Here is a 21,264-nt window from a genome sequence, read left to right as displayed (position 1 = left end):
AGGCCCTAGGGAACGATCAGGGTCTTGCCGCGGGCCTCGCCCCGGTGCATTTCGTCGATCGCATCCGGTGCCTCGGCGAGGGGGCGGACGGCGTGAATCGTCGGGGTCAGCTCGCCCGCCTCGACGTGTCGCCTCAGGACGTCCAGGTCGGCTTGGCGTTCCGCGGCCATGAACGGTTTGAGGTCGTGTCGCACGAAGGGGTTCAGCAGTGCGGCGCGCAGCACCCGGGCCATCGTGCCGATCCAGCGACCGCCGCCCTCGCCGCCGACGAGGACGAGCGTCCCCCGAGGGGTCAGGGCCCGTCTCAGGTGGGAGAGCGTGCGGTTGCCGGCGGTGTCGAGTATGAGGTCGTAGGCGCGGGCGCCGTCGGCGAACTCCTCGCGGGTGTAGTCGACGACCTCGTCCGCGCCGAGCGAGCGCACCAGCTCCGTCTTCGAGGTGCTGCACACGCCGGTGACGTGGGCGCCGTACGCCTTGGCCAGCTGTACGGCGTACGTGCCCACCCCGCCCGCCGCGCCGATGACCAGGACCCGCTGTCCGGGCCGGACACGGCCCGCGTCGCGCAGGGCCTGGAGCGCGGTGAGGCCGGAGACGGGGAGGGCGGCCGCGTGTTCCGGCGGAATGCCCGCGGGCACGGAGGCGATCTTGTCCTGTCGGGCCGTCGCGTACTCGGCGAACGAACCCTCGCAGACGCCGAACACCTCGTCGCCCACCCGGAAGGCGGTCACCCCCTCGCCAACGGCCTCGATCCGCCCCGCCACCTCCCGGCCGCGCACGGGCACCTTGGGCCGGCGCAGCCCGTACCCCATCAGGCGGACCAGGTGGGGCCGGCCGGTCATGAGGTGCCAGACCCCGGCATCCAGGGCGGCGGCCCGGACCGCGATCAGCACCTCGCCGTCGCCCGGTGTGGGAGTCTCGACGTCCCGGAGCTCCAGTACCTCGCTGGAGCCGTACGTGTCCTGTGCGATCGCCTTCACGGCGCCGTCCCTTCCTCATTCGTGTACTGCTCGTCCGTGTACTGGAAGACCTGTTCGAGCGGGACCGCGAAGACGCGGGCGATCCGGAACGCCGTTTCGAGGGAGGGCGAGTAGCGGCCCTTCTCGATCGCGATGACGGTCTGCCGGGTCACGCCGACGCGTTCCGCCAGCTCGGCCTGCGTCATCTCCGCGTGTGCGAAGCGCAGGGCCCGGATCCGGTTCGTGATGCCGGTCGCCTTCACCACGACTGGAACCCCCACCGGTAGGCGGCGAGTTTCACGGCGGAGCCGAGCAGCGCCGAGAGGACGAACCCCAGGTAGATCACGTTGGAGATCCAGAAGTGGTCCGCCTCGGCCATCGACAGGGCCAGGGCGCCCACGGCGCCGATGACGAGGAAGGACTGTCCGGCGTGATCGCCGAGGCGGCCGATCTCCTTGTCCCGCTGGTCCTTGACGTCGCCCTCGCGGGGCGAGGCCAGCGCGACGGCGATGTTCAGGGCGATCGCGGCGGCGATCGCGCCCCCGACCGTCCACAGCAGCGGGGCCGTGTACGCGACCTCCGCGAGCGGCACGCCGTCGCCGGCCCGTCCCAGCACGACGGCCAGGTAGACGGAGTACCCGGCGACGGCCACCACCGCCGCGATCCACGCGCGCTTCTCCTCGAAGGCCACGTCCGTACCCACTCCCGTGTAAAAGAACTTTGACACGAGGAATGTAAAATCATTCGTACATGGTGTCAATAATTTCTTACATGGCGCCTCGGGTGGCCTCGAACGGGCCGCCGGAACCGAAGACCAGCTCGCCGAAGCGCTCGCCGATGCGACGGTGTCCTGCGGCGTCCGGGTGCAGATCGTCGGGCAGCGGCAGTTCCGCGAAGTCGGCCTCTCCGTACAGGGCGCGACCGTCGAGGTGGTGCAGGTTCGGGTCCGAGGCCGCCCGCCGCGCGGTGATGCGGGACAGTTCCTCGCGGATGACGGTCAGCGTCAGCCGGCCCGCGGCGACGTCCGCCGGGTCGCCCGTCGCCCGAAAGCGCAGCCTCTGCCCGTCGAACTCCGGCGCGAGCGGACCCGGGGTGTCCTCCTGGAGCGGGCAGAGCACGGGGGAGACCACCAGCAGGGGTGTGTCCGGGTGGCCCTCGCGGATGGTGTCGAGGAAGCCGTGGACCGCCGGCGTGAAGGCGCGCAGCCGCATCAGGTCGGTGTTGACCAGGTTGATGCCGATCTTGACGCTGATCAGGTCCGCGGCCGTGTCGCGCAGGACCCGCGCGACGAAAGGGTCGAGCAGGGCGTTGCCGCCGAAGCCCAGGTTGATCAACTCGACCCCGCCGCGGGCGGCGGCCAGCGCCGGCCAGGTCGAGCGCGGACGCTCGGCGTTGGAACCGTGGCTGATCGAACTGCCGTGGTGCACCCACACGCGGCGGCCGTCGGCGGGCGCCGCCTCGACGGGCGCGTCGGTGCGCAGGGCGATCAGCTCGGTCGTCTCCGTGTGCGGCAGCCAGATCTCGACGTCCTTCATCACGTCGGACAGCCCGGCGAACCGTGCGACGCCGGCCGGTCCCGCGGTGGTGACCGCAGTCCCGGCGGCCATGTCGACGGTGTGGACGTTCCCGCCGGTCACGGTCGCCCGCCCGGCGAGTTCGCCGTCCACGAGCAGGTCGTACACCCCGGCGGGCCGGGGCGGAGCGCCCTGGTAGGCCATCCGGGTGGGGATCGTCTCCAGCTCCACGACGGTGGCGCGGGTGCGGAAGGCGACCCGTACGCCGGAGGTCTGGGCCTCGGCCATGGCCAGGCCCGGATCGGGGAACTGCTCGCGGACCCAGGCGGGCAGCCGGTGCGGCCGGATGCCCCGGGCGGTGCGTTCCAGGTCGATGGCGCCGCGCACGAAGGCGGGCTCGAGGGGGGTGGTGGTCCAGTCGGTCATGTCGGGTCCTCGGATGTGGTCAGGCACGGGCTCGGTGAACGTCCACGCACCGCCGTGATCGTGACGGCACGTGACATCCAGCGTGCAACATCGTGCGCACCCGCACCCGCACCCGCACCCGTACCCGTACCCGCACTCGGTCCCGGTCCCGGTTCCGAGGCCTCCGAGGGTTCCGCCGCCGGGCCGCCGGGCCGCCGGGCGTGCGGGCCGACGTGGGCGGACTCTGGCGAACCGTACCCTCGGAGGACGGCGCCGGCCCTCGGGCGCAGCCGCGCCGCCCGCCACCGGGCGGGGTCACGGAACGCGCGCGGTCCACTTCTCGGAGCCGAACTTGTCGGCGGCCAACTCCCTTGCCCGCGCCATCTCCTCGGGCGTGACCGAGCCCTCCGACAGCCCGTACCGGTCCCGGAAGGACTCGATCATCCGGCGCATGACCGCGTCCCGCGGCAGCCCGGTCTGGCGGCGCAGCGGGTCCACCCGCTTCTTCGCGCTCTTCGTCCCCTTGTCCGACAGCTTCTCCCTGCCGATGCGGAGCACGTCGAGCATCTTGTCCGCGTCGATGTCGTACGCCATGGTCACGTGGTGCAGGACCGCGCCGTGCGCCCCGGCCAGGCGCTTCTGCGCGGCGCCCGCGATCTTCCCCGACTCGGTGGCGATGTCGTTGAGGGGCTGGTACCAGGCCTTCACGCCCATGCCGTCCAGGGCCCCCAACACCCAGTCGTCGAGGTAGGCGTAGCTGTCGGCGAACGACAGTCCCCGCACGAGCGCGTCCGGCACGCTCAGGGAGTACGTGATGGTGTTGCCCGGCTCGATGAACATGGCGCCGCCGCCGCTGATCCGGCGCACCACCGTCATCCCGTGCTCCTCCAACGCCCGCGCGTCCACCTCGTTGCGCAGCGACTGGAAGCTCCCGATCACCACGGCCGGCGCTCCCCACTCCCACATCCGCAGCGTCGGCGGTCGCCGTCCGGCGGCGACCTCGGCCGTCAGCACCTCGTCCAGGGCCATGTGCAGGGCGGGGGACTGGGGGGCGTCGTGGATCAGCTGCCAGTCGTAGTCCGTCCAGTCGGTGGCGTGCGCCACGGCCCGCCGGACGGCGATCCCCACGGCCTCCGCCGAGAACCCGAACATCACCGTGCCCGGGGGGAGCGCCGCCTCGACCCGGGCCGCGAGCTGTTCGGCGGGGGCGTCGGCGGGCGCGCCGGTCAGCGCACGGTCGATGGCGAGGATGGCCTCGTCCGGTTCGAGGAAGAAGTCGCCGGCCACCCGCACGTCGCGCAGTACGTCGCCGCTCCCGGCGGATTCGACGTCCAGGTCCACGACGACGAGCTTGCCACCCGGCACCTTGTATTCACCGTGCACCGGTGCGCCTCCCCTCGCTGTCCGCCTGCTGCCCGCCCGCTGTCGGTCGACGGACGTCATGGCCGTACATACCGTACATACCGTCAAGCGGCATCGCGATCTTCTCCCGGGCGGCCCGGGCGGTCCGGGCTGCTCCGGCGGTCCGGGCTGCCCGGGTGGCTCGGGCGGTCGAGGTGCTCCATGCGCGACAGGCGTTCCAGCCGCGAGCGCGTCTCCTCGTCCAGCGGTACGTACGTCATCAGACGCGGCCCCGCCGTCGGGCCCAACCACAGATTGGTCTGCTCGACGTGGAGCAGCCCCACGTGCGGGTTGCGGATGTACTTGGACTTGCCGCCCAGGCCGACCACCTCGTGCCGCGCCCAGATCTCCCGGAACTCCGCCGAGGCCGCGTCCAGCCGGGCGAGCAGCGTCTTCCAGGCCGGCTCGGCCAGGTGCTCCGCCATCGACGCGCGGAACTTGGCCGCCATCACCCGGTTCACGTCGGGCACGTCGACCATGGCCGCCCGCCACTGCGGATCGGTGAACGCCAACCACATGCAGTTCCGGTCCTCGGGCGGCAGACTGTCCAGATCGCACAGCAGCCGTCCGTAGGTGGCGTTGTACGCGAGGATGTCGTAGCGGCTGTTCTGCACGCACGCCGGGATCGGCCCCAGTTGGTCGAGCATCGCCCGCAGCGCGGGCGTCACGCTCGGGCAGGGGGTGTTCGGCGCCGGGTCGAGGCTGCCGGCCAGCGAGAAGAGGTGCGCGCGCTCGGTGGGGTCCAGCAGCAGGGCGCGCGCCACGGCGTCCAGCACCTGCGGGGACACCTGGATCTCCCGGGCCTGCTCCAGCCACGTGTACCAGGTGACGCCGACCGCCGACAGCTGCGCCACCTCCTCGCGGCGCAGCCCGGGCGTACGCCGGCGCCGCCCGGGCGGCAGCCCCACCTGCTCGGGCGTGATCCGCTCCCGCCGGCTGCGCAGGAACTCGGCCAGCTCGTGCCGGCGGACGTCGCTCTCGGGGGCCACAGTGGTCATGCGTCCAGGGTGCCTCACCGCTCAGCCGGTTGCCAGGTACTGCTGGTACCAGGATAAAGAGACTCTGGTACCCGGCTCCGAAGGGGAGGATCGTCGGGGACGTGACTGAGACAACGGTACGCACGACCCATCCGACTCCGGCCGTCCACCCGGCCGCCGGCCGCACGGACCCGGCCCCCCGGACCGCCGCGGGCATCACCCCGCTCGGCCTGTTCACGGTCCTCCTCGGAGCGGCCCTGCCGCTGATCGACTTCTTCATCGTCAACGTCGCGCTGCCCACCATCGACCGGGACCTGGCCGCCGGCCCGGCGCTGCTGGAACTGATCGTCGCCGGCTACGGGGTCACGTACGCCGTCCTGCTGGTCCTCGGCGGCCGGCTCGGCGACATGGCCGGGCGGCGCCGGCTCTTCCTGATCGGCATGGCCGCCTTCGGGGTCACCTCGCTCGCCTGCGGCCTCGCCCCCACGGCCTGGACGCTCGTCGCGGCCCGCGTGGCCCAGGGAGTCGCCGCCGCGCTGATGCTCCCGCAGGTGCTCGCCACCATCCAGGCCACCACCCAGGGCGCCCACCGGGCCCGCGCGATGAGCCTGTACGGGGCCACGGCCGGGCTGTCCATGGTCGCCGGGCAGATCCTCGGCGGAGTCCTCGTCGCCGCCGACGTGGCCGGCACCGGCTGGCGCTCGGTCTTCCTCGTGAACGTCCCCGTGGTGATCGTCGGCCTGGTCCTGGCGGTCCGCGCCGTCCCGGAGACCCGTTCCGAACGCCCCGCGTCGGTCGACGTGCCGGGCACCCTGCTGCTGGCCCTGACCCTGGTGTCCCTGCTGCTGCCGCTGACCGAGGGACGGGCCGCCGGCTGGCCGCTGTGGACCTGGCTCTCGCTGGCGGTCTTCCCCTTCTCCGCCACCGCCTTCTACCTGACGGAACGGCGCGCCGACCGCCTCGGACAGAGCCCCCTCGTACCGCCGAGCCTGCTGCGCCTGGACTCGCTGCGGCGCGGACTGGTGATGCTGGTGCCGTTCTCCATCGGCTTCAGCGGCTTCATGTTCGTCATCGCGGTCGTCCTCCAACAGGCCCTGCACATGGGACCCGTGGCGGCCGGACTGACCCTGGTGCCGATGGCGGTGGCCTTCTTCGCCGCGTCCCTCGCCGGTCCTCGACTCGTCGGACGGTACGGCACCCGGGTGGTCACGGCGGGCGGCCTGCTCCAGGCGATCGGCGTCTGCCTGATGCTCCTCGCGGTGCGACGGGACTGGCCCGATCTCGGAATCCTCGCCCTGGCTCCCGGCGTCGCCGTCGCCGGACTCGGCCAGGGTCTGCAACTCCCCGTCCTGATGCGGCTGATGCTCTCCGACGTACCGGCCGACCGGGCCGGCGTGGGCGGCGGGGTCATGGTCACCACCCAACAGTCCGCCCTCGCCCTCGGTGTCGCGACCGTCGGCAGTCTCTTCCTCGCCCTGGCCGCGTCGACGGGCATGCGGGACGCCCTCGTCGTGACCCTGATCGTCCAGTTGGGTCTGATCGCGCTGACGACCCTGCTCAGCCTGCGCCTGCCGCGCGTCATGCGGTGAGCCGGCGGCGGGTGGCGCGGAGTCGGTCCCGGGTGCCCGATCGGGTCCCCGGGGCCGCCCGTCGGCCCCGGGAACACCTGTCTCACCGCGGGTCCGGGCTTCGTACGACCAGCGCGTACGGGGCCTCCGACGAGCCCGCCGGCAGACGCAGGGGGCGGGCACCCGGGGTGATCGACCCCAGGACGCGGGGCCCGGCCGCGCCCGTGCACGGCGGGGCGTTGCCCGGGAGGCCGTGCAGGGTGAGGTACCCGAGGACCGCGAACGCGTACGCCTCCTTCGCCGCCGCGGGCAACCCCAACTCCTCGGAGGTCCGCAGCACGCGGGAGCCCAATTCCTCGCGCAGCATGGCCATGAGCGTCGGATTGCGGACGCCCCCTCCCGAGGCGAAGACCTCCCCCACCTCGAACGGTCTCAGCGCGTCGGCCACGGTCCGGGCCGTCAGCCGGGTCAGCGTGGCGATCACGTCCGGCCCGGGCAGCCGCTCGAACCCCGCGGGCCGGGAGCCCGCGTAGCCGGCGTGGAACAACTCCTTGCCCGTGGTCTTCGGCGGGGGCAAACGATAGTAGGACTCCGCCAACAGCCGCTCCAGCAAGCCCTCGTGCACCCGCCCGGCCGCGGCGAGCGCGCCGTCCTCGTCGTACGCGAGGCGCCCGGAGGTCAGTTCGCGCACCGCCGAGTCCAGCAACGCGTTGCCGGGGCCGGTGTCGAACGCCACCGGGTCGCCGGCCGGCGCCGAGACCGTCACGTTCGCGATGCCGCCGATGTTCAGGGCCGCGGACACACCGGGCCGCCCCCGCAACAGCATCAGGTCGATCAGGCTCACCAGCGGTGCGCCCTGGCCGCCGGCGGCGACGTCGCGCGGCCGGAATCCCGACACCACCGGACAGCCCGTCTCCTCCGCGATCCAGGCGGGCTCGCCGAGCTGGAGCGTGCCGTGCACCCGCCCGTCCGCCACCCAGTGGTACACGGTCTGGCCGTGGGATGCGATCAACTCCGCGCCACCTGAACAGAGTTCACGGTCGGCGCGGGCGGCCAGCCGGGCGAAGGCCCGCCCGATGCCGGTGTCCAGCCGACAGACCTCGGCCAGGCTCGTGCCCGCCGGCGGCAGAGCCGCCGCGAGCGCCTCCCGCAGATCGGCCGGGTACGGTGCGCCGATCATGCCCAGGGGCGTGAGGCGCAGTTCCCCGGCCGCGTCACCGTGCCCCCGTTCGAGGTCGCAGGCGGCGGCGTCGACGGCGTCGTACGAGGTGCCCGACATCAGGCCGATCACTCTCATCGCAGGGGCTCCCGATGGTCGTCGCCGCGCAGGGTCAGCAGAGCCACGCAGCTCAGGGCACAGACGCCGGCGGCGTAGTAGGCGGGGACGGCCGTGTTCCCCGTCCGGGCGGTCAGGGCGGTGATGACCAGACCCGCACAGCCGGAGAACACGGCGTTGGCCAGCGCGTACGCCAACCCGAGCCCGGTGCAGCGCACGCGGCGCGGGAACATCTCGGCGAGCATCGCCGGTCCCGGGCCCGCCATCAGCCCGATCAACGCCCCCGCGAACAGGAGGGCCGCCACCTTCACCCCGGGCGCGGCCCCGGGCGACTGGAGGACCCGCAGGACGGGGAGGGCGAACACGACGACACCGAGCGCCCCCGCGAGCATGACGGGCCGCCGGCCGATCCGGTCGCTGAGCATCCCGGCGGGAAGGATCGAGGCGGCGAAGCCCAGGTTGGCCAGCACGGCGGCCGGCAGGGCCTCGCGGAAGGAGACGCCCAGGGCGGACTGGAGGTGGGACGGCAGGACCACGAGGAAGGTGTACCCGGCCGCCGACCAGCCCATGACCCGCCCGACACCGAGGACGACGGCGCGGGCCTGCTCGCCCCGACGCCGCGGCTCCCCGGTACCGGGGGCGAAGGCCCCTTCCGGGTGCCGGCCGGGGGCAGGGCCCGGGGGAGTGCCGGGGGGCTCCTCCAGCGCGGTACGCAACCACAGCGCGACGGCACCGAGCGGCAGGGCCAGCAGGAACGGGATCCGCCAGCCCCACGCGTACAGCGCGGACGGGGACAGCACCGCGGCCAGGCCGGCGGCCGTGCCGGCGCCGGCGAGCAGACCCAGTGCGACGGTGAACGACTGCCACGCGCCGTGGAGACCGCGACGGCCCACCGGGGCGGACTCCGTCATCAGGGCCACCGCCCCGCCGAACTCCCCGCCCGCGGAGATCCCTTGCAGCACCCGCAGGAACGTGAGCAGCCAGGGCGCGGCGGCGCCGACGGTGGCCTGCGTGGGCAGCAGCCCGATCAGGGTGGTGGAGAGCGTCATCAGGCCGACGACCAGGATCAGGGTGGGGCGCCGTCCCAGGCGGTCCCCCAGCCGCCCGAAGAGGAGGGCACCGACCGGGCGGAAGAAGAACGCGAGCGCGAACGAGGCGTAGGTCGCCATCAGCGCCGTGACCCCGCCCGTCCCCGGACCGGCTCCCGCGCCCGGGTCCGGGGTGAAGAAGTTGGCGGCGATGACGGTGGCGAAGGCGCCGTACACGCCGAACTCGTACCACTCGACGAGGTTTCCGACCGAACCGGCGAGCAGCGCGCGGCGGGCGGTGGAGCGCGGGGGCGGGGCCGGCCGCAGGTCGGTCGAGGTCACCCGAGCTGCGTGCCCCTCGGACGCCGCCCCGACGCCTCGCGGCACCCCGGTTCAACCGATCGGCGGCGCGGCGCGGCGACCGCGCCGACCGGGAGGTCCGTGTGGCATCCGGGGCGGGGCGGGCGGCCGTACACTCGGCCCATGGACCGCACACGCATCACGGGGGAGTACCGGCACCGCGCCGGGTCCGCCGCGCGTGCGGCCGCCGCGAACCGTACGGGCGTGAGCCCCCGGACCGCGGCCGAAGGCCAGGCCCCCACGGTCGGCCGCGGCGCCCTGCACGGTCACGGCTAGCGAAAGCCCCACCGCTCCCGGCCCGGCGCGTCCCCTGCCGCCGGGCAGCGCCCCGAAGCCGCCTCTTCTGACCCGACCGCCGCGTCCTGACAGCCGTGCCCGGCACCGGACTCCGCGGCTCGCACTCCGTACGCCGCACCGCGTGGCCCGTATTCATCACGCCGCACCTCTTCATCACGCCGCACCTCGCATTCCGCACCCTCCCCGCGCCTCGCACCCGGTCGATCCCATGCGCCACGGGACACGCGCCACGGGACCCGGGGGTTCGGGCGCGCACCATCGCACCTCCCGCCATCACCGCGGTTCCGACGCGCCGTCGGGGCTGCCGCCCGGCGGCGGCCGCACCCCGGCCCCCGCCGTCTTCGAAGGGACCACCGTGAAGTTGAGCGGGTTGCTGACAGGCCACGACCACCACGTCCTCCAGGGCGACACAGAGGCCACGCTGATCACCGCGGGGACCACCTTCGACGTGGACCGGGTGACACCGGGCTCCCTCTTCATCGCCGTGCCCGGCCACGACGCCGGCGGCCCCGCCGCCATCGGCGCGGCCCTCGCCCGAGGTGCGGTGGCGGTTCTCGTCGACGACGACGGGGCGGCCGCCCCGCACCGGGGTCCGGCGGCGACTCCCGGAGTGTGCGTCGTACGGGTGTCCGACACCCGGAAGGCGGCGGCGGTCGTCTCCTCCCGCTACTTCACCGAGCCCGGCCGGCAGATGGACATGGTGGCCGTCACCGGGACCAACGGGAAGACCTCCATCTCGTACATGGTCGAGTCGCTGCTGAGGATCTCCGAGGGCGCCGCGGTGGGGGTGATCGGGACCGCGGGCAGCCGGATCGGCGACGAGATGATCCCGATGCCCCCGTCGGTGCTGACCACACCGGAATCGCCGGACCTCCAGTACCTCCTGGGCCACATGCGGGACCGGGGCACCGGCACCGTGGTGTTGGAAGCCACCTCCATGGCCCTGCAGACGTACCGGGTGGACCGGACGTTCATCGACGTCGGAGTCTTCACCAACCTGACCCAGGACCACCTGGACGACCACGGCACGATGGCGCGCTACACGGACGCCAAACTGCGCCTGTTCCAAGGCCTGTGCCGGCAGGCCGTGGTCAACCTCGACGACCCGGTGGGGGCGGGGATCCAGGCGATGATGCCGGGCGCGGTCACCACGTACGCCGTCGACACCGAGGCCGACTACCGGGCCTCGGATCTGGTGGCGGACGCCTCCGGGACCCGCTTCACCCTGCGTCACGCCGGCCGGGAGTACGCGGCGGCGATCCCGGTCCCGGGTCGCTTCTCCGTCTCCAACGCGCTGGCCGCGGTGGCGGCCTGCCACGTCCTGGGACACGACCTGGACGGATTGGTCGCGGCGCTCGCCCTGATGCCGGCCGTCCCCGGGCGCTTCGAACGCTTCGTGACCCCCGCCGGCACGTCCGTCATCGTGGACTACGCGCACTCGCCCGACTCCCTGGACAAGGTGCTCACGGCCATCCGCGGCTTCGCGCGCGGCCGGGTCATCACCGTCTTCGGCTGCGGCGGCGACCGGGACACCACCAAGCGGGTGGAAATGGGCCGGATCGCCGGAACCCATTCCGACCTGTGCGTCCTCACCTCGGACAACCCCCGCAACGAGGATCCCGAGGCGATCCTCGACCAGATCGCCCCGGGCATCGAGTCCACCGGCACACCGTACGAGCGGTCGGCCGACCGCCGCCGGGCGATCGGCCTCGCCCTGTCCGCCGCGGGGCCGCAGGACGTCGTACTGATCGCCGGCAAGGGCAGCGAACCGCACCAGATCGTCGGGGAAGCGCTCCTGCCCTTCAGCGACATGGCCACCGTGCGCGACCTCGCCCGCCCGGTCGGCTGACCGGCGGGCGGGGCGGTGCGGGGGTTCGGCGCGTGGGCGTTCAGCCGGAGCGTCGGTAGTGGTCGAGGGAGACCGTCACAGGGCCTCCGTCCGTGCTCGTCGCGAGCACGTTCACCACGGCGATGTCCCGGCCGTCCTGGGCGCGCACGCAGAAGGACCGCCCGGCCCCGAGCGCGCTGAACGGGAGGGCGGTCACGGGGCGGCTCTCGATGCCCCGCACGCACGCCGCGAGATCCGGTCGGCCGCCCTCGGCGATGTACGCCTCGCTGTCCTCCGGTACGTAGAACTCGGACGCCGTACGACCCACGTACCACGCGGCGGTGTCCTGGGGCGCGACCTTCCCGGCCCGGATGTCGAACTCGTAGCCCTGGTCCGGTGCGGTGAGCTCCGTGCCGGTGTAGGCGGGGACGTAGCCGGGGGTCGCCTTCGACGGGGCTGCTTTCGACGGGGTTGTTCTCGGCGGGGTTGCTTTCGGCGGGGTCGAGGGTGGCGGCGCGTCGCCGGCGCCGACCGTCGGCTCGTTCTCGTACGGCTCGTTCTCGTACGGATCGTCGAGCAGGTACACGGCTCCGCACGCACCGAGGACCAGGGCCGCCGCCACGGCCAGGACGGTACGGCCGGAGCGGTGGCTCCGCGGCGCAGCGCGCCGGCGTGACGAGGGCTCGGACCCCCGCGCGGTGATCGGCGTGGCGGCGGCGGACGGTGTGGGGCCGGCGGTTGATGCGAGCGTGGCGGGCCGCGTGGGAGACGGCGTCGGGGGAGCCGCGGGCGAGGTCTCCGTGGGGGAGTGGGGCGGCGCCGAAGGGAGATCGGCGCGGCGCAGTATCTCCGTGCCGATCCGGTGGGGCAACCAGTCGTCGGTGAACCTGAGCCGGCCCCCGATCGACGGGTGGTCGCGCACGGCCTCGATCAGCTGCGCGGGCGTCGGCCGATGGGCGGGGTCCTTCGCCAGGCAGCGGTGGAGGAGCGGGCGGAGTTCGCCGGGCACGCCCGACAGATCGGGCTCCTCGTGCACGGTGCGGTACAGGGCCTTTGGGCCCGGGTCGTCGCCGAAGGGCGGCTTCCCCCCGATGGCGTACACGGCCAGCGCCCCGAGTGCGAAGACGTCGGTGGCGGGGGTCACCGCCCGCCCGAGGGCCTGTTCGGGAGCCATGAAGGCGGGCGAACCGATGACCAGGCCGGCACTCGTGAGGGCGGTCGCGTTCGCGGGGCGCGCGATGCCGAAGTCGATCACGCGGGGGCCGTCCGCCGCGACCAGCACGTTGGCGGGCTTGAGGTCGCGGTGGACCACGCCGGCGCCGTGGATCACCTGGAGCGCCTCGGCCACGCCGGCCGTGAGCAGCAGCGCGGTGCGCAGCGGCAGGATGCCGTGCTCGTCGATGACCTGCTGGAGCGAGGGGCCCGGTACGTAGGCGGTGGCCAGCCAGGGGCCGGCCTCCTCGGTGCCCGAGCCGACGACCTGCGCGGTGTAGAGGCCGTGGATGCGCCGGGCGCTGGCGACCTCCTGGGCGAAACGACGGCGGAACTCGTGGTCCGCCGCCAGTTCCGGCCGGACCACCTTGAGGGCCACGGGCCGCCCGCCGGGGGTGTGGGAGAGGTAGACGCGGCCCATTCCGCCCGCGCCGAGCCGGGCGACGAGGCGGAAGCCGCCCACCTCGCGCGGGTCGTCCGGGGCGAGTGCCTGGAAAGGGCGGGTCAGGGGGAAACCGGGGTGCTCTGGTGCCATGAAGGTATCTTGACTGAAATTTCAGTCAGTGCAAGAGTGGTGCGAAGCCGAAGCCGAAGCCGAAGCCGAAGCCGAAGCCTCCGCCGGGACGGCCGCCCCGCACGCACCGGACCCGGAGGCCCTCACGACGTGGCCGGGACCGGACGCGGCAGCCGACACCACGTCCGCGTCGACGGCCGTCGGCCGCGAGGTCGTACGACTCGACATCGACCGTCTGGTGGGTGGCGGTGCGGCACCCACTGCGCGACCGTGAACGAACCCCATGTCGATGCGTGGCTTCTTTGATCCGCCCTCCGGTCGGTCGCGTGCGTCGGATCGACCAGTGACGGCTGATGAGATGGGTGGCATGGAAAGCCTGTTGAGGGCCTGCTGCGTTGGCTGTCCATGACAGCGATATCGGGCGCTCCGCCCCGCCCACGCGCTCGACGTCAAACCTGGGGCATCGGTCTGATCGCCGCCGCGTCCCTGATCTGGCTGTGGCTCGCCTACCAGTCGCTGTCGGGCCTTCGTCTCTGACCGAAGGGCCGACGGTGACCCGGCTACGCCCAGGCGCTGTCCGAGCGGTGGTTGGCAGCGTGGGGACCGCTTCCAGCAGTGGCTGGTGGCTCACCACGAGACCTTCACGCCCGCCCTGTTGGAGTGACTGGCAGGATGCGGCGCCGGAACCGCCGGTGAGGGGGCCCCATGACGCGATGCCCTCGACCGAGGCCCGTGGCCTGCGGTCGGAGGCCTTGCGGCTGATCGGCTCGGGGACCCCGCCGAGGGCGTTGTCGGCGCCTGCCGCTAATGTGCCGTGTTTGTTCGATCAGTGAAGTGACGGGGGCGGGGATGAGCGGGCAACTGAAAGAGACCGCGACGGAGTTGGCCGAGGTTCTGTGGCGGGAGCACACCGTCTACCGGGACCGCGCCGGCGGCGTCGTCATACGGGGGGAGCACGTCCAGCGCTGGATCAGCCTGGCCCCCAGCGCCGGGCGCGACGAGGTGCTGCTGCGGGCCGGTCGGATACTCGAAGGCGGTACGACGGCTCCCGCGCGCAGCGAGGCCGTCGCCAGCCTCTCCGCCGGTACGGGGGAACTCGCCGCGGTGTGCCGCCGGCTCCTCGCGGAGACCGCGGCCGGCCCCTCGACGGCCGGATCGGCGCAGCGTCGCCCGGGGCGCTCGAAGCGACGGCAGCGGCCCGCGCGGAGAGGCAGGCACACCAGCCCCGCGTCCTGGCTGGTCGTCATCGGACTGGTCGCCGTCCTCGGGTTCTACGTGGCCCGAGCGACCGGCAGGATCTGACCGGCGGGATCCGACCGGCGGGACCGCCTGGACAAGCGTGCCCGCGTGAACCCGCCAGGACCCGGCAGGCCCCACACGGACGAAACAGCCAGGACGAAACGGCCCAGACCCAACAGCCCGGACGAAGCAGCCCGGACGACTCCGCCCTCGCCCCGCCTCGCCGCTCAGGCGTCGGCCAGGGCGGGGTAGTCGGTGTAGCCGGACGCGCCTCCCCCGTACATCAGGCCGTGGTCGTGCAGCGGGTTCAGGGGCGCGCCCCTGCGCAGTCGCGCGACCAGGTCCGGGTTGGCGATGAAGGCGCGGCCGAGCGAGACGAGGTCCGCTCCGGCCGCGAGGAGGCGTTCGGCCTCCGCGGCGCCGCCGTCGGCGGGCAGGGGTACGCCCCAGCCGAGGATCGGATTGGCGATCAGCACGCCCGTCCAGTCCTTGCGGATGCGCCGGAAGACCTCGTCGTCGGGGTCGGCGAACACGATGTGGACGTAGGCGAGGTCCTGTGGGAGCGCGGCGACGAGGGTGCGGTAGAGGTCGGCCGTCTCGTCTCCTTCCTCGATGCCGTTGAAGATCGAGCCCGGCGCGAGGCGGATGCCGACCCGATGGGGGCCGATCGCGCGGACGACCGCCTCGACGGTCTCCAGGACGAAGCGGATGCGGTGGGCGACGGGCCCGCCGTAGGCATCGGTGCGCCGGTTGGTGTTCCCGGCGAGGAACTGGTGCAGGAGATGCCCGTTGGCGGCGTGGACCTCGACTCCGGCGAAACCGGCGGCCACGGCCCTGCGGGCGGCCTCGGCGAAGTCGGCGGCGGTGGAGCGGATGTCGGCGGTGGTCATCTCGCGGGGGGTGACCGCGGGTCGGAGGCCGGTCGGGGTGTGGATGGGCTCCGGAAGCGGCACGGGCGAGGGCGCGACGGGAATGTGGCCGCTGTTGTCGGGGTGGCCCACCCGCCCGCCGTGCTGGAGCTGGAGGAACATCCGTCCGCCGGCCTCCGCGACGGCTTCGGTCACGGCCCGCCACCCGGCGACGTGGGCGTCGCTGTGGATCCCCGTGATGTTCGGGTACGTCTGCCCGACCGCGTTCGGGGTGGACGCCTCGGCGATGATCAGTCCGGCCGAGGCGCGCTGGGTGTAGTACGTGGCCATCAGGGGCCCCGGAGTGCCGTCGGCCCCGGCGCGGTTCCGTGTCATCGGCGCCATCACCAGACGGTTCGGGAGCCGCAGGTCGCCCAGTCGGGCGGGTTCGAAGAGTCGGGATTCCCCCGGTGTGATCGTCATGGCCGTACCGTAGGAGTTGACATCAGTGTCAGGTTCAAGTCCGTGCGGAGATGGAGGAGATGGGACATGCGGATCGGTGAACTGGCAGGGGCCACCGGAGTGAGCGAGAGATCGCTGCGCTACTACGAGACGCAAGGGCTGCTCACCCCCGGCCGAACTCCCGGCGGCCATCGCGACTACGGGGACTGGGCGGTCGACCGCGTCATCCGCATCCAGGCGCTCTTCGCGGCCGGCCTCCACAGCAGGAAGATCGCGGAGCTGCTCCCGTGCCTGCGCGACGCGGACGGCGGGCCGTCCGGGAACGCGACGCCGAAGCTGGTGGCCGAGCTCCGTACCGAGCGGCAGCGCATCGACGGGCTCATCACCGACCTGCTGCGTACCCGAGAGGTCCTGGACGAGGCGATCGACGCGGCGTCGGGTGCGGGAGCGGGCGCGGGCGCGGGTACGCCTGCCGTCCGTGTGTAAGCCCGGCGGGCCGTGGCGTGGTGCCGGGGAAGGGGCACGGTCCGGGGTCTAGCCTCGGCGGCCGGACGATCATGACAGGTAGGTGGACCGTGCCCCGTTCCGCAGTTCCCGAGACCCTGCGCAGGCCGGGGGGCGCCGGCCGGCGGCTCGGCTCCGTGCTCGTGTTGGTGTCCCTGTGCGCGTTCGGGCTCGGCCCGGTCGGCACGGCGGCCGCCTCCGAGCCCGGCCCCGGGGCCGCCCCCACCCCCCTGTACATCTCCGACTACGGCAACAACCGGGTCGTGAAGACGCCCGTCGACGGCAGCGGCGGTCAGAGCACGGTTCCCACCACCGACCTGGTCCGCCCCACCGGCATGGTCGCCGACGCGGCGGGCGACCTGTACGTCTCCGACACCGGCAACAACCGGGTCGTACGGATCCCCTCCGACGGCGGGCCGCAGACCACGGTGGCGACCGACGGACTGTCCCGCCCCCTCGGGCTGGCCCTGGACGACGCGGGCGACCTGTACATCGCCGACAGCTTCAACGACCGCGTCGTCAAGGTGCACGCAGACGGCAGCGGTCAGAGCACGGTTCCCACCAGTGGGCTGCTGCACCCGTGGGGCCTCGCCTTCGATGCCGAAGGCGCCCTGTACGTCTCCGACTTCGTCAACGACCGCGTCGTGAAGCTGGCCGCGGCCGGCGGAGGCCAGAGCACCGTCCCCACCACCGGTCTCTCCCAGCCGGCCGGGATCGTCCTGGACCCCGGCGGCAACCTGTACGTGTCCGACACCGGCAACAACCGGGTGGTGCGGGTGGCGGCCGGCGGCGGCCAGAGCACGGTTCCCGCCGTCGGGCTCAACGACCCGCTGGGACTGGCCCTCGACTGGCGCGGAAACCTGTACGTCGCGGACGCCTTCAACAACCGGGTCGTGCGCCTCGCCCCGAACGGCGGCGGCCAGAGCACCCTGCCCGTCACCGGCCTGAACACCCCCACCGGCCTGGCGATCCCGCCCGCGCCGACCCGTCTGCGGACGACCGACGCCACCGCCCGGCGGGAATCCCACCCGCAGGTCCTGACGGTCAAGGGACTGTCGGGCACCCTCACCACCGCCCACGGCACCCCCGTACCCGGTCGGACGGTGGTCTTCAGCGACGCCCGGCGCGAGCGCACGCTGTGCACGGCCGTCACCGACAGCCGCGGCACGGCCCGCTGCGACGCCGCGATCAACGGGCCTGCCGGCGTACTGGACCACCTCTACGAGAACCTGCTGCGCCACGGCTACCTGGCACGGTTCGACGGATCCCCGACCCACGCGCCGGCCGCCGCCCCGGGCACCGTACGGGCCGCCCACCCGCACTGACCACCCGCGCGCACCGCCCGCGTCGACCGGGCCCACGCGGATACCGGAGACCGGGCCGCACGGCCCGCCGAGGGGGTCATAGGCTGTCGGTCCGGCGGACCGGACCTCCGTACCCGCCCCCTCCTGCGGAAAGGACGACGTCATGAGCGAGAAGGCCCGCAAGCTCTTCGACGCACTCGATCTCGACAGCGACGGCGTCCTGACGCGCGTCGAGGTGATCTCGGCCCTGCGGACGAAGGGGCCCACCCTCGCCTCCACCGGCGTCCTGCCCTCCTGGGGAGTCAGCGACGTCGACGCCTCGTCGGCCCTCTTCGACCGGGCCAACCTCGACGGCGACGGGGTGTTGACGTTCGAGGAGTTCGAGCGGGAGGCCGACCGCCGCTTCGGCTGGTAGCCGAGCGCAGCGCGGACACGACGGCGCCCCGCCACCGGAACTCCGGTGGCGGGGCGCCGTCGCGAACCCGGGAGGGGTCAGCGGACCCAGGGACGCCAGACGTCCTCGTTCCGCTCCACCCACTTCTTCGCCGCCTGCTGAGGCGACAACTTCTCCTCGGCGATCATCAGGGCGACCTCGTTCTGTTCCGCCACGGTCCAGTGGAACTTCTTCAGGAACCCGGCGGCCTTCCCGCCGTCGTCCGCGAACCGCGCGTTCAGGTACTTCTGCAACGGCGTGTGCGGGTAGGCGCAGGCCACCTTCTCGGGGTCGGCGTCGCAGCCCTCCTTGTACTCGGGCAGCTTCACCTCGGTCATCGGAACCCGCTCGAAGAGCCACTGGGGCTTGTACCAGTACGTCAGGAAGGGCTTCTTCTCCTTGGCGAACTGCTTGATCTGGGTGATCTGGGCGGCCTCGGAACCGGCGAAGACCACCTCCAGGTCCAGCTTCAGGTTCTTCACCAGCGCCTTGTCGTTCGTCACGTACGAAGGCGAGCCGTCCATCAGCTGACCCTTGCCGCGGCTCTCGGGCGTGCGCAGCTGGTCGGTGTACTTGCCGAGGTTCTTCCAGTCGGTGACGTCCGGGTGCTGCTTCGCGAAGTAGGTCGGGACGAACCAGCCGATGTGGCCGGTCACCCCGAGGTCACCGCCGTTGACGATGGTCTTCTTGTCCTCGACGTACCGCTTCTGCTGCTCGGGGTGACCCCAGTCCTCCAGGATCGCGTCGACCCGGCCCTGACTGAGGGCGTCCCACGCGGGCACCTCGTCCACCTGGACGGTGTCGACCCGGTAGCCCAGCTCGTGTTCGAGCAGGTAGCCCGCCACGGCCGTGTTGGCCTGCGCGCCGACCCAGGACTGCACGGAGAGCGTGACCGTCTTCGCGCCCTGGGCGTCCGCGTACGGGGACGCCTGGCGGGTCATGTCGGCCGCTCCGCAGCCGGTGACGACGGCCAGGGTGCTCGCCGCGGCGAGCGCGGCGACGATCCGTCGGCGGGTACGTCTCACGGGAAGGGTTCGCGTCTCGGGCATCTCAAGCCTCCTTCGTCTTCGTCGCGGGCTGGGTGACACGGTCGAGCATCAGGCCCAGGCAGACGATCGCGGCACCCGCGACCAGTCCGGTGGCCAGGTCACCCTGGGCCAGGCCCAGGACGACGTCGTAGCCGAGGGCGCCACCGCCGACCAGACCGCCGATGATGACGACGGCGAGGACCAGCACCACGGCCTGGTTGACGGCCAGCAGCAGCGCCGGCCGGGCCAGGGGAAGCTGTACCTGTCGCAGCTGCTGGGAGCCGGTCGCCCCGAGGGAGCGGGCGGACTCCATCGCGGCCGGGTTGACCTCGCGCAGCCCCTGCGTGGTGATGCGGACGACGGCGGGCAGCGCGTACACGACGGCGGCGGCCGCCGCCGGGGCGCGGCCCACTCCGAAGAGGGCGACGACCGGGATGAGGTACACGAACTGGGGCATCGTCTGGCACACGTCGAGCACGGGCCGCAGCAGCCGCTCCGCGCGGGCGCTGCGGGCGGCGCCGATGGAGATCGCGAAGCCGAGCACCAGGGTCACCGCGACGGCGGCGAGCACCTGCGAGAGCGTGTCCAGCGCGGGCTCCCACACCCCGAGCACGCCGATGGCGGCCAGGGCGAGCACGGCGGTCAGCGCGGTGCGCCGGGTACCGACGAGGACGCCGATCGCGCCGACCAGCAGCAGGAGCAGCCACCACGGGGAGGCCTGGAGTCCGGAGCGCAGCGGGTCCAGGAGCCACCCGGTGAAGCGGGCCGCCCAGTCGGCGGTGCCGCCGACGACGGGAACCCCGGAGTAGAGGTGGTCGGTCATCCAGGCCACGGCCCGGTTGACGGGTTCGGCGAGGGACACCTTCCAGGAGTCGGGCCACTGCGAGGTGCCCAGCATCCGGCCGGCCACGGCCACCGCGACGACCGCGAGGAGGCAGAGCAGACGCCCGTACCAGCCCGCGAAGACGCGGCGCAGGAAGTGCTGCTCGGCGGCCTGGGGCGGGTGGGAGCCGAGCCGGGCACCCGCCGCGTCGGCCGTGCGGTCGAGGACGACGGCCAGCAGCACGATCGGGATGCCCGCGGCGAGCGCCGCGCCGACGTCGACGGAGGCCAGGGCCTGGTAGACCCGGTCGCCGAGGCCGCCCGCACCGATCACGGAGGCGATCACGGCCATGGACAGGCCCATCATGATGGCCTGGTTGATGCCGAGCAGGATCTGCCGGCGCGCCAGCGGAAGGCGCGCGGTCAGCAGCCGCTGGCGGCCGGTCGCGCCGAGCGAGGCGGCGGCCTCCAGGACTCCCGCGTCGGCATCGCGCAGCCCGAGCGCCGTCAGGCGCGCCATGGGCGGGGCGGCGTAGACGACGGTGGCGAGCACGGCGGCGGGCACGCCGATGCCGAAGACCAGCACCATCGGCAGCAGGTACGCGAAAGCGGGCAGGATCTGCATGGTGTCGAGCACGGGGCGCAGGATGCGCTCGGTGCGCGGCGACAGCCCGGCGGCCAGGCCGAGCAGCCCGCCGACGACGACCGAGGCGGCGACCGCCACGACCATGAGGGCCAGGGTCTGCATGGTGGGGATCCACATGCCGAGCAGGCCGCAGACCGCGAAGGCGGCCATCGAGGTCAGGGCGAGCCGGACACCGGCGAGGCGCCAGGCGACGAGCCCGGCCAGCGCGGTGACACCGGTCCAGCCGGCGGCGAGCAGGACCACGTACACGGCGCGGACGGACACCACGACCACGTTGCTGACGTGCCCGAAGAAGTAGAGGAACAGCGGGTGGCTGTCACGGTGGTCGATGATCCAGTCGCCGGCCCGGCCGAGGGGACCCGACAGGTCCACGGCAAGGGCGCCGGGCCAACTGCCCGCGCCGGGGAAGAGGACTCCGAGCGTGACCACCACGGCCGCGGCGACGGCGAGGGGCAGGACCCTGCGACCGACACGGAAGGGGAGCCGGGACCCGGGGCGACGGGGCGAGGAGCCGTCGGGGGAGGGGGACGAACCGCCGGTGGGCGGCTTCGTGTCCCGCGGCGCGGACGACGAGGCGGGCTCGCGCACGGGCGTCGTGGTGGAGGTCATCGCCACCACCGCCGGGGCGCGGGGACGTTGCGG

The 21,264-nt window shown here is 73.2% G+C and carries 20 protein-coding genes; 8 read left to right on the top strand and 12 right to left on the bottom strand.

Going from position 1 to position 21,264, the window contains the following annotated elements; all coding sequences use genetic code 11:
* Positions 1–5 precede the first annotated feature (5 nt).
* The 6 genes from OG906_RS03620 to OG906_RS03595 all read right to left on the bottom strand — a co-directional run bounded on the left by OG906_RS03620 (position 6) and on the right by OG906_RS03595 (position 5,274).
* Positions 6–977, bottom strand: coding sequence for an NAD(P)-dependent alcohol dehydrogenase (locus OG906_RS03620; protein WP_329439894.1), 972 nt, complete (start codon positions 975–977; stop codon positions 6–8).
* The gene (locus OG906_RS03615; protein ID WP_443067350.1) at positions 974–1,222 is read right to left on the bottom strand and encodes a helix-turn-helix transcriptional regulator; all 249 of its coding nucleotides are present in this window, start codon (positions 1,220–1,222) and stop codon (positions 974–976) included. The genes OG906_RS03620 and OG906_RS03615 overlap by 4 nt, the downstream gene beginning before the upstream one ends.
* Positions 1,216–1,683, bottom strand: coding sequence for a hypothetical protein (locus OG906_RS03610; protein ID WP_329439892.1), 468 nt, complete (start codon positions 1,681–1,683; stop codon positions 1,216–1,218). Before OG906_RS03610 ends, OG906_RS03615 begins: the two co-directional genes overlap by 7 nt.
* Positions 1,684–1,723: 40 nt before the next feature.
* Positions 1,724–2,896, bottom strand: coding sequence for a GDSL-type esterase/lipase family protein (locus tag OG906_RS03605; protein ID WP_329439890.1), 1,173 nt, complete (start codon positions 2,894–2,896; stop codon positions 1,724–1,726).
* A 294-nt stretch (positions 2,897–3,190) separates the two neighbouring features.
* Positions 3,191–4,258: a lipoate--protein ligase family protein gene (locus OG906_RS03600; RefSeq protein WP_329439889.1), complete on the bottom strand. Its 1,068-nt coding sequence runs from the start codon at positions 4,256–4,258 to the stop codon at positions 3,191–3,193.
* Between the two features lie 83 nt (positions 4,259–4,341).
* Complete coding sequence (locus tag OG906_RS03595) at positions 4,342–5,274, bottom strand: helix-turn-helix transcriptional regulator (RefSeq protein ID WP_329439886.1); 933 nt, start codon at positions 5,272–5,274, stop codon at positions 4,342–4,344.
* 101 nt (positions 5,275–5,375) lie between these two features.
* Here OG906_RS03595 and OG906_RS03590 point away from each other — a divergent pair, with 101 nt between their 5' ends.
* A complete protein-coding gene (locus OG906_RS03590) occupies positions 5,376–6,842 on the top strand; it encodes an MFS transporter (protein ID WP_443067349.1) in 1,467 nt (488 codons plus the stop codon).
* Between the two features lie 82 nt (positions 6,843–6,924).
* On the opposite strand, the gene OG906_RS03585 is transcribed toward OG906_RS03590, so the two are convergent.
* On the bottom strand, positions 6,925–8,118 hold the full coding sequence (locus OG906_RS03585; protein WP_329439884.1) for an anhydro-N-acetylmuramic acid kinase: 1,194 nt from the start codon (positions 8,116–8,118) through the stop codon (positions 6,925–6,927).
* Entirely contained in the window at positions 8,115–9,467 is a 1,353-nt protein-coding gene (locus OG906_RS03580) for an MFS transporter (RefSeq protein WP_329439882.1), read from the bottom strand. The genes OG906_RS03585 and OG906_RS03580 overlap by 4 nt, the downstream gene beginning before the upstream one ends.
* A 141-nt stretch (positions 9,468–9,608) precedes the next feature.
* On the opposite strand from OG906_RS03580, the gene OG906_RS03575 reads away from it, so the two are divergent.
* Both OG906_RS03575 and OG906_RS03570 read left to right on the top strand, forming a co-directional pair.
* Positions 9,609–9,761: a hypothetical protein gene (locus OG906_RS03575; protein ID WP_329439880.1), complete on the top strand. Its 153-nt coding sequence runs from the start codon at positions 9,609–9,611 to the stop codon at positions 9,759–9,761.
* A 376-nt stretch (positions 9,762–10,137) separates the two neighbouring features.
* Complete coding sequence (locus OG906_RS03570) at positions 10,138–11,631, top strand: UDP-N-acetylmuramoyl-L-alanyl-D-glutamate--2,6-diaminopimelate ligase (protein WP_329447916.1); 1,494 nt, start codon at positions 10,138–10,140, stop codon at positions 11,629–11,631.
* A 40-nt stretch (positions 11,632–11,671) separates the two neighbouring features.
* Here the strand turns inward: OG906_RS03570 and OG906_RS03565 are convergent, their stop codons facing one another.
* Positions 11,672–13,357, bottom strand: a complete 1,686-nt coding sequence (locus tag OG906_RS03565) for a serine/threonine-protein kinase (protein ID WP_329439879.1) — start codon at positions 13,355–13,357, stop codon at positions 11,672–11,674.
* 28 nt (positions 13,358–13,385) lie between these two features.
* Between OG906_RS03565 and OG906_RS03560 the strand changes: the two genes are divergently transcribed.
* Both OG906_RS03560 and OG906_RS03555 read left to right on the top strand, forming a co-directional pair.
* Positions 13,386–13,610, top strand: coding sequence for a hypothetical protein (locus OG906_RS03560; RefSeq protein ID WP_329439877.1), 225 nt, complete (start codon positions 13,386–13,388; stop codon positions 13,608–13,610).
* A 575-nt stretch (positions 13,611–14,185) separates the two neighbouring features.
* Complete coding sequence (locus OG906_RS03555) at positions 14,186–14,638, top strand: hypothetical protein (RefSeq protein ID WP_267795861.1); 453 nt, start codon at positions 14,186–14,188, stop codon at positions 14,636–14,638.
* A 164-nt stretch (positions 14,639–14,802) separates the two neighbouring features.
* Here the strand turns inward: OG906_RS03555 and OG906_RS03550 are convergent, their stop codons facing one another.
* Positions 14,803–15,906, bottom strand: a complete 1,104-nt coding sequence (locus tag OG906_RS03550) for an alkene reductase (protein WP_329439875.1) — start codon at positions 15,904–15,906, stop codon at positions 14,803–14,805.
* 66 nt (positions 15,907–15,972) lie between these two features.
* Between OG906_RS03550 and OG906_RS03545 the strand changes: the two genes are divergently transcribed.
* From OG906_RS03545 to OG906_RS03535, 3 genes are all read left to right on the top strand, one after another.
* Complete coding sequence (locus OG906_RS03545; protein WP_329439873.1) at positions 15,973–16,371, top strand: MerR family transcriptional regulator; 399 nt, start codon at positions 15,973–15,975, stop codon at positions 16,369–16,371.
* An 89-nt stretch (positions 16,372–16,460) separates the two neighbouring features.
* A complete protein-coding gene (locus OG906_RS03540) occupies positions 16,461–17,714 on the top strand; it encodes a virginiamycin B lyase family protein (protein ID WP_329439871.1) in 1,254 nt (417 codons plus the stop codon).
* A gap of 142 nt (positions 17,715–17,856) precedes the next feature.
* Positions 17,857–18,108: an EF-hand domain-containing protein gene (locus tag OG906_RS03535; RefSeq protein ID WP_329439869.1), complete on the top strand. Its 252-nt coding sequence runs from the start codon at positions 17,857–17,859 to the stop codon at positions 18,106–18,108.
* 77 nt (positions 18,109–18,185) lie between these two features.
* On the opposite strand, the gene OG906_RS03530 is transcribed toward OG906_RS03535, so the two are convergent.
* Both OG906_RS03530 and OG906_RS03525 read right to left on the bottom strand, forming a co-directional pair.
* Positions 18,186–19,175 (bottom strand): ABC transporter substrate-binding protein, encoded by a 990-nt coding sequence (locus OG906_RS03530; protein ID WP_329439867.1) that lies wholly within the window; start codon positions 19,173–19,175, stop codon positions 18,186–18,188.
* A 1-nt stretch (position 19,176) separates the two neighbouring features.
* Positions 19,177–21,231 (bottom strand): ABC transporter permease subunit, encoded by a 2,055-nt coding sequence (locus OG906_RS03525; RefSeq protein ID WP_329439864.1) that lies wholly within the window; start codon positions 21,229–21,231, stop codon positions 19,177–19,179.
* Positions 21,232–21,264: the final 33 nt, after the last annotated feature.

Origin of the sequence: Streptomyces sp. NBC_01426, assembly GCF_036231985.1 — a bacterium.
Classification (GTDB): domain Bacteria; phylum Actinomycetota; class Actinomycetes; order Streptomycetales; family Streptomycetaceae; genus Streptomyces.
Note: the sequence above shows the minus strand (reverse complement) of the source record. Positions and strands in the feature narration are given on the sequence as shown.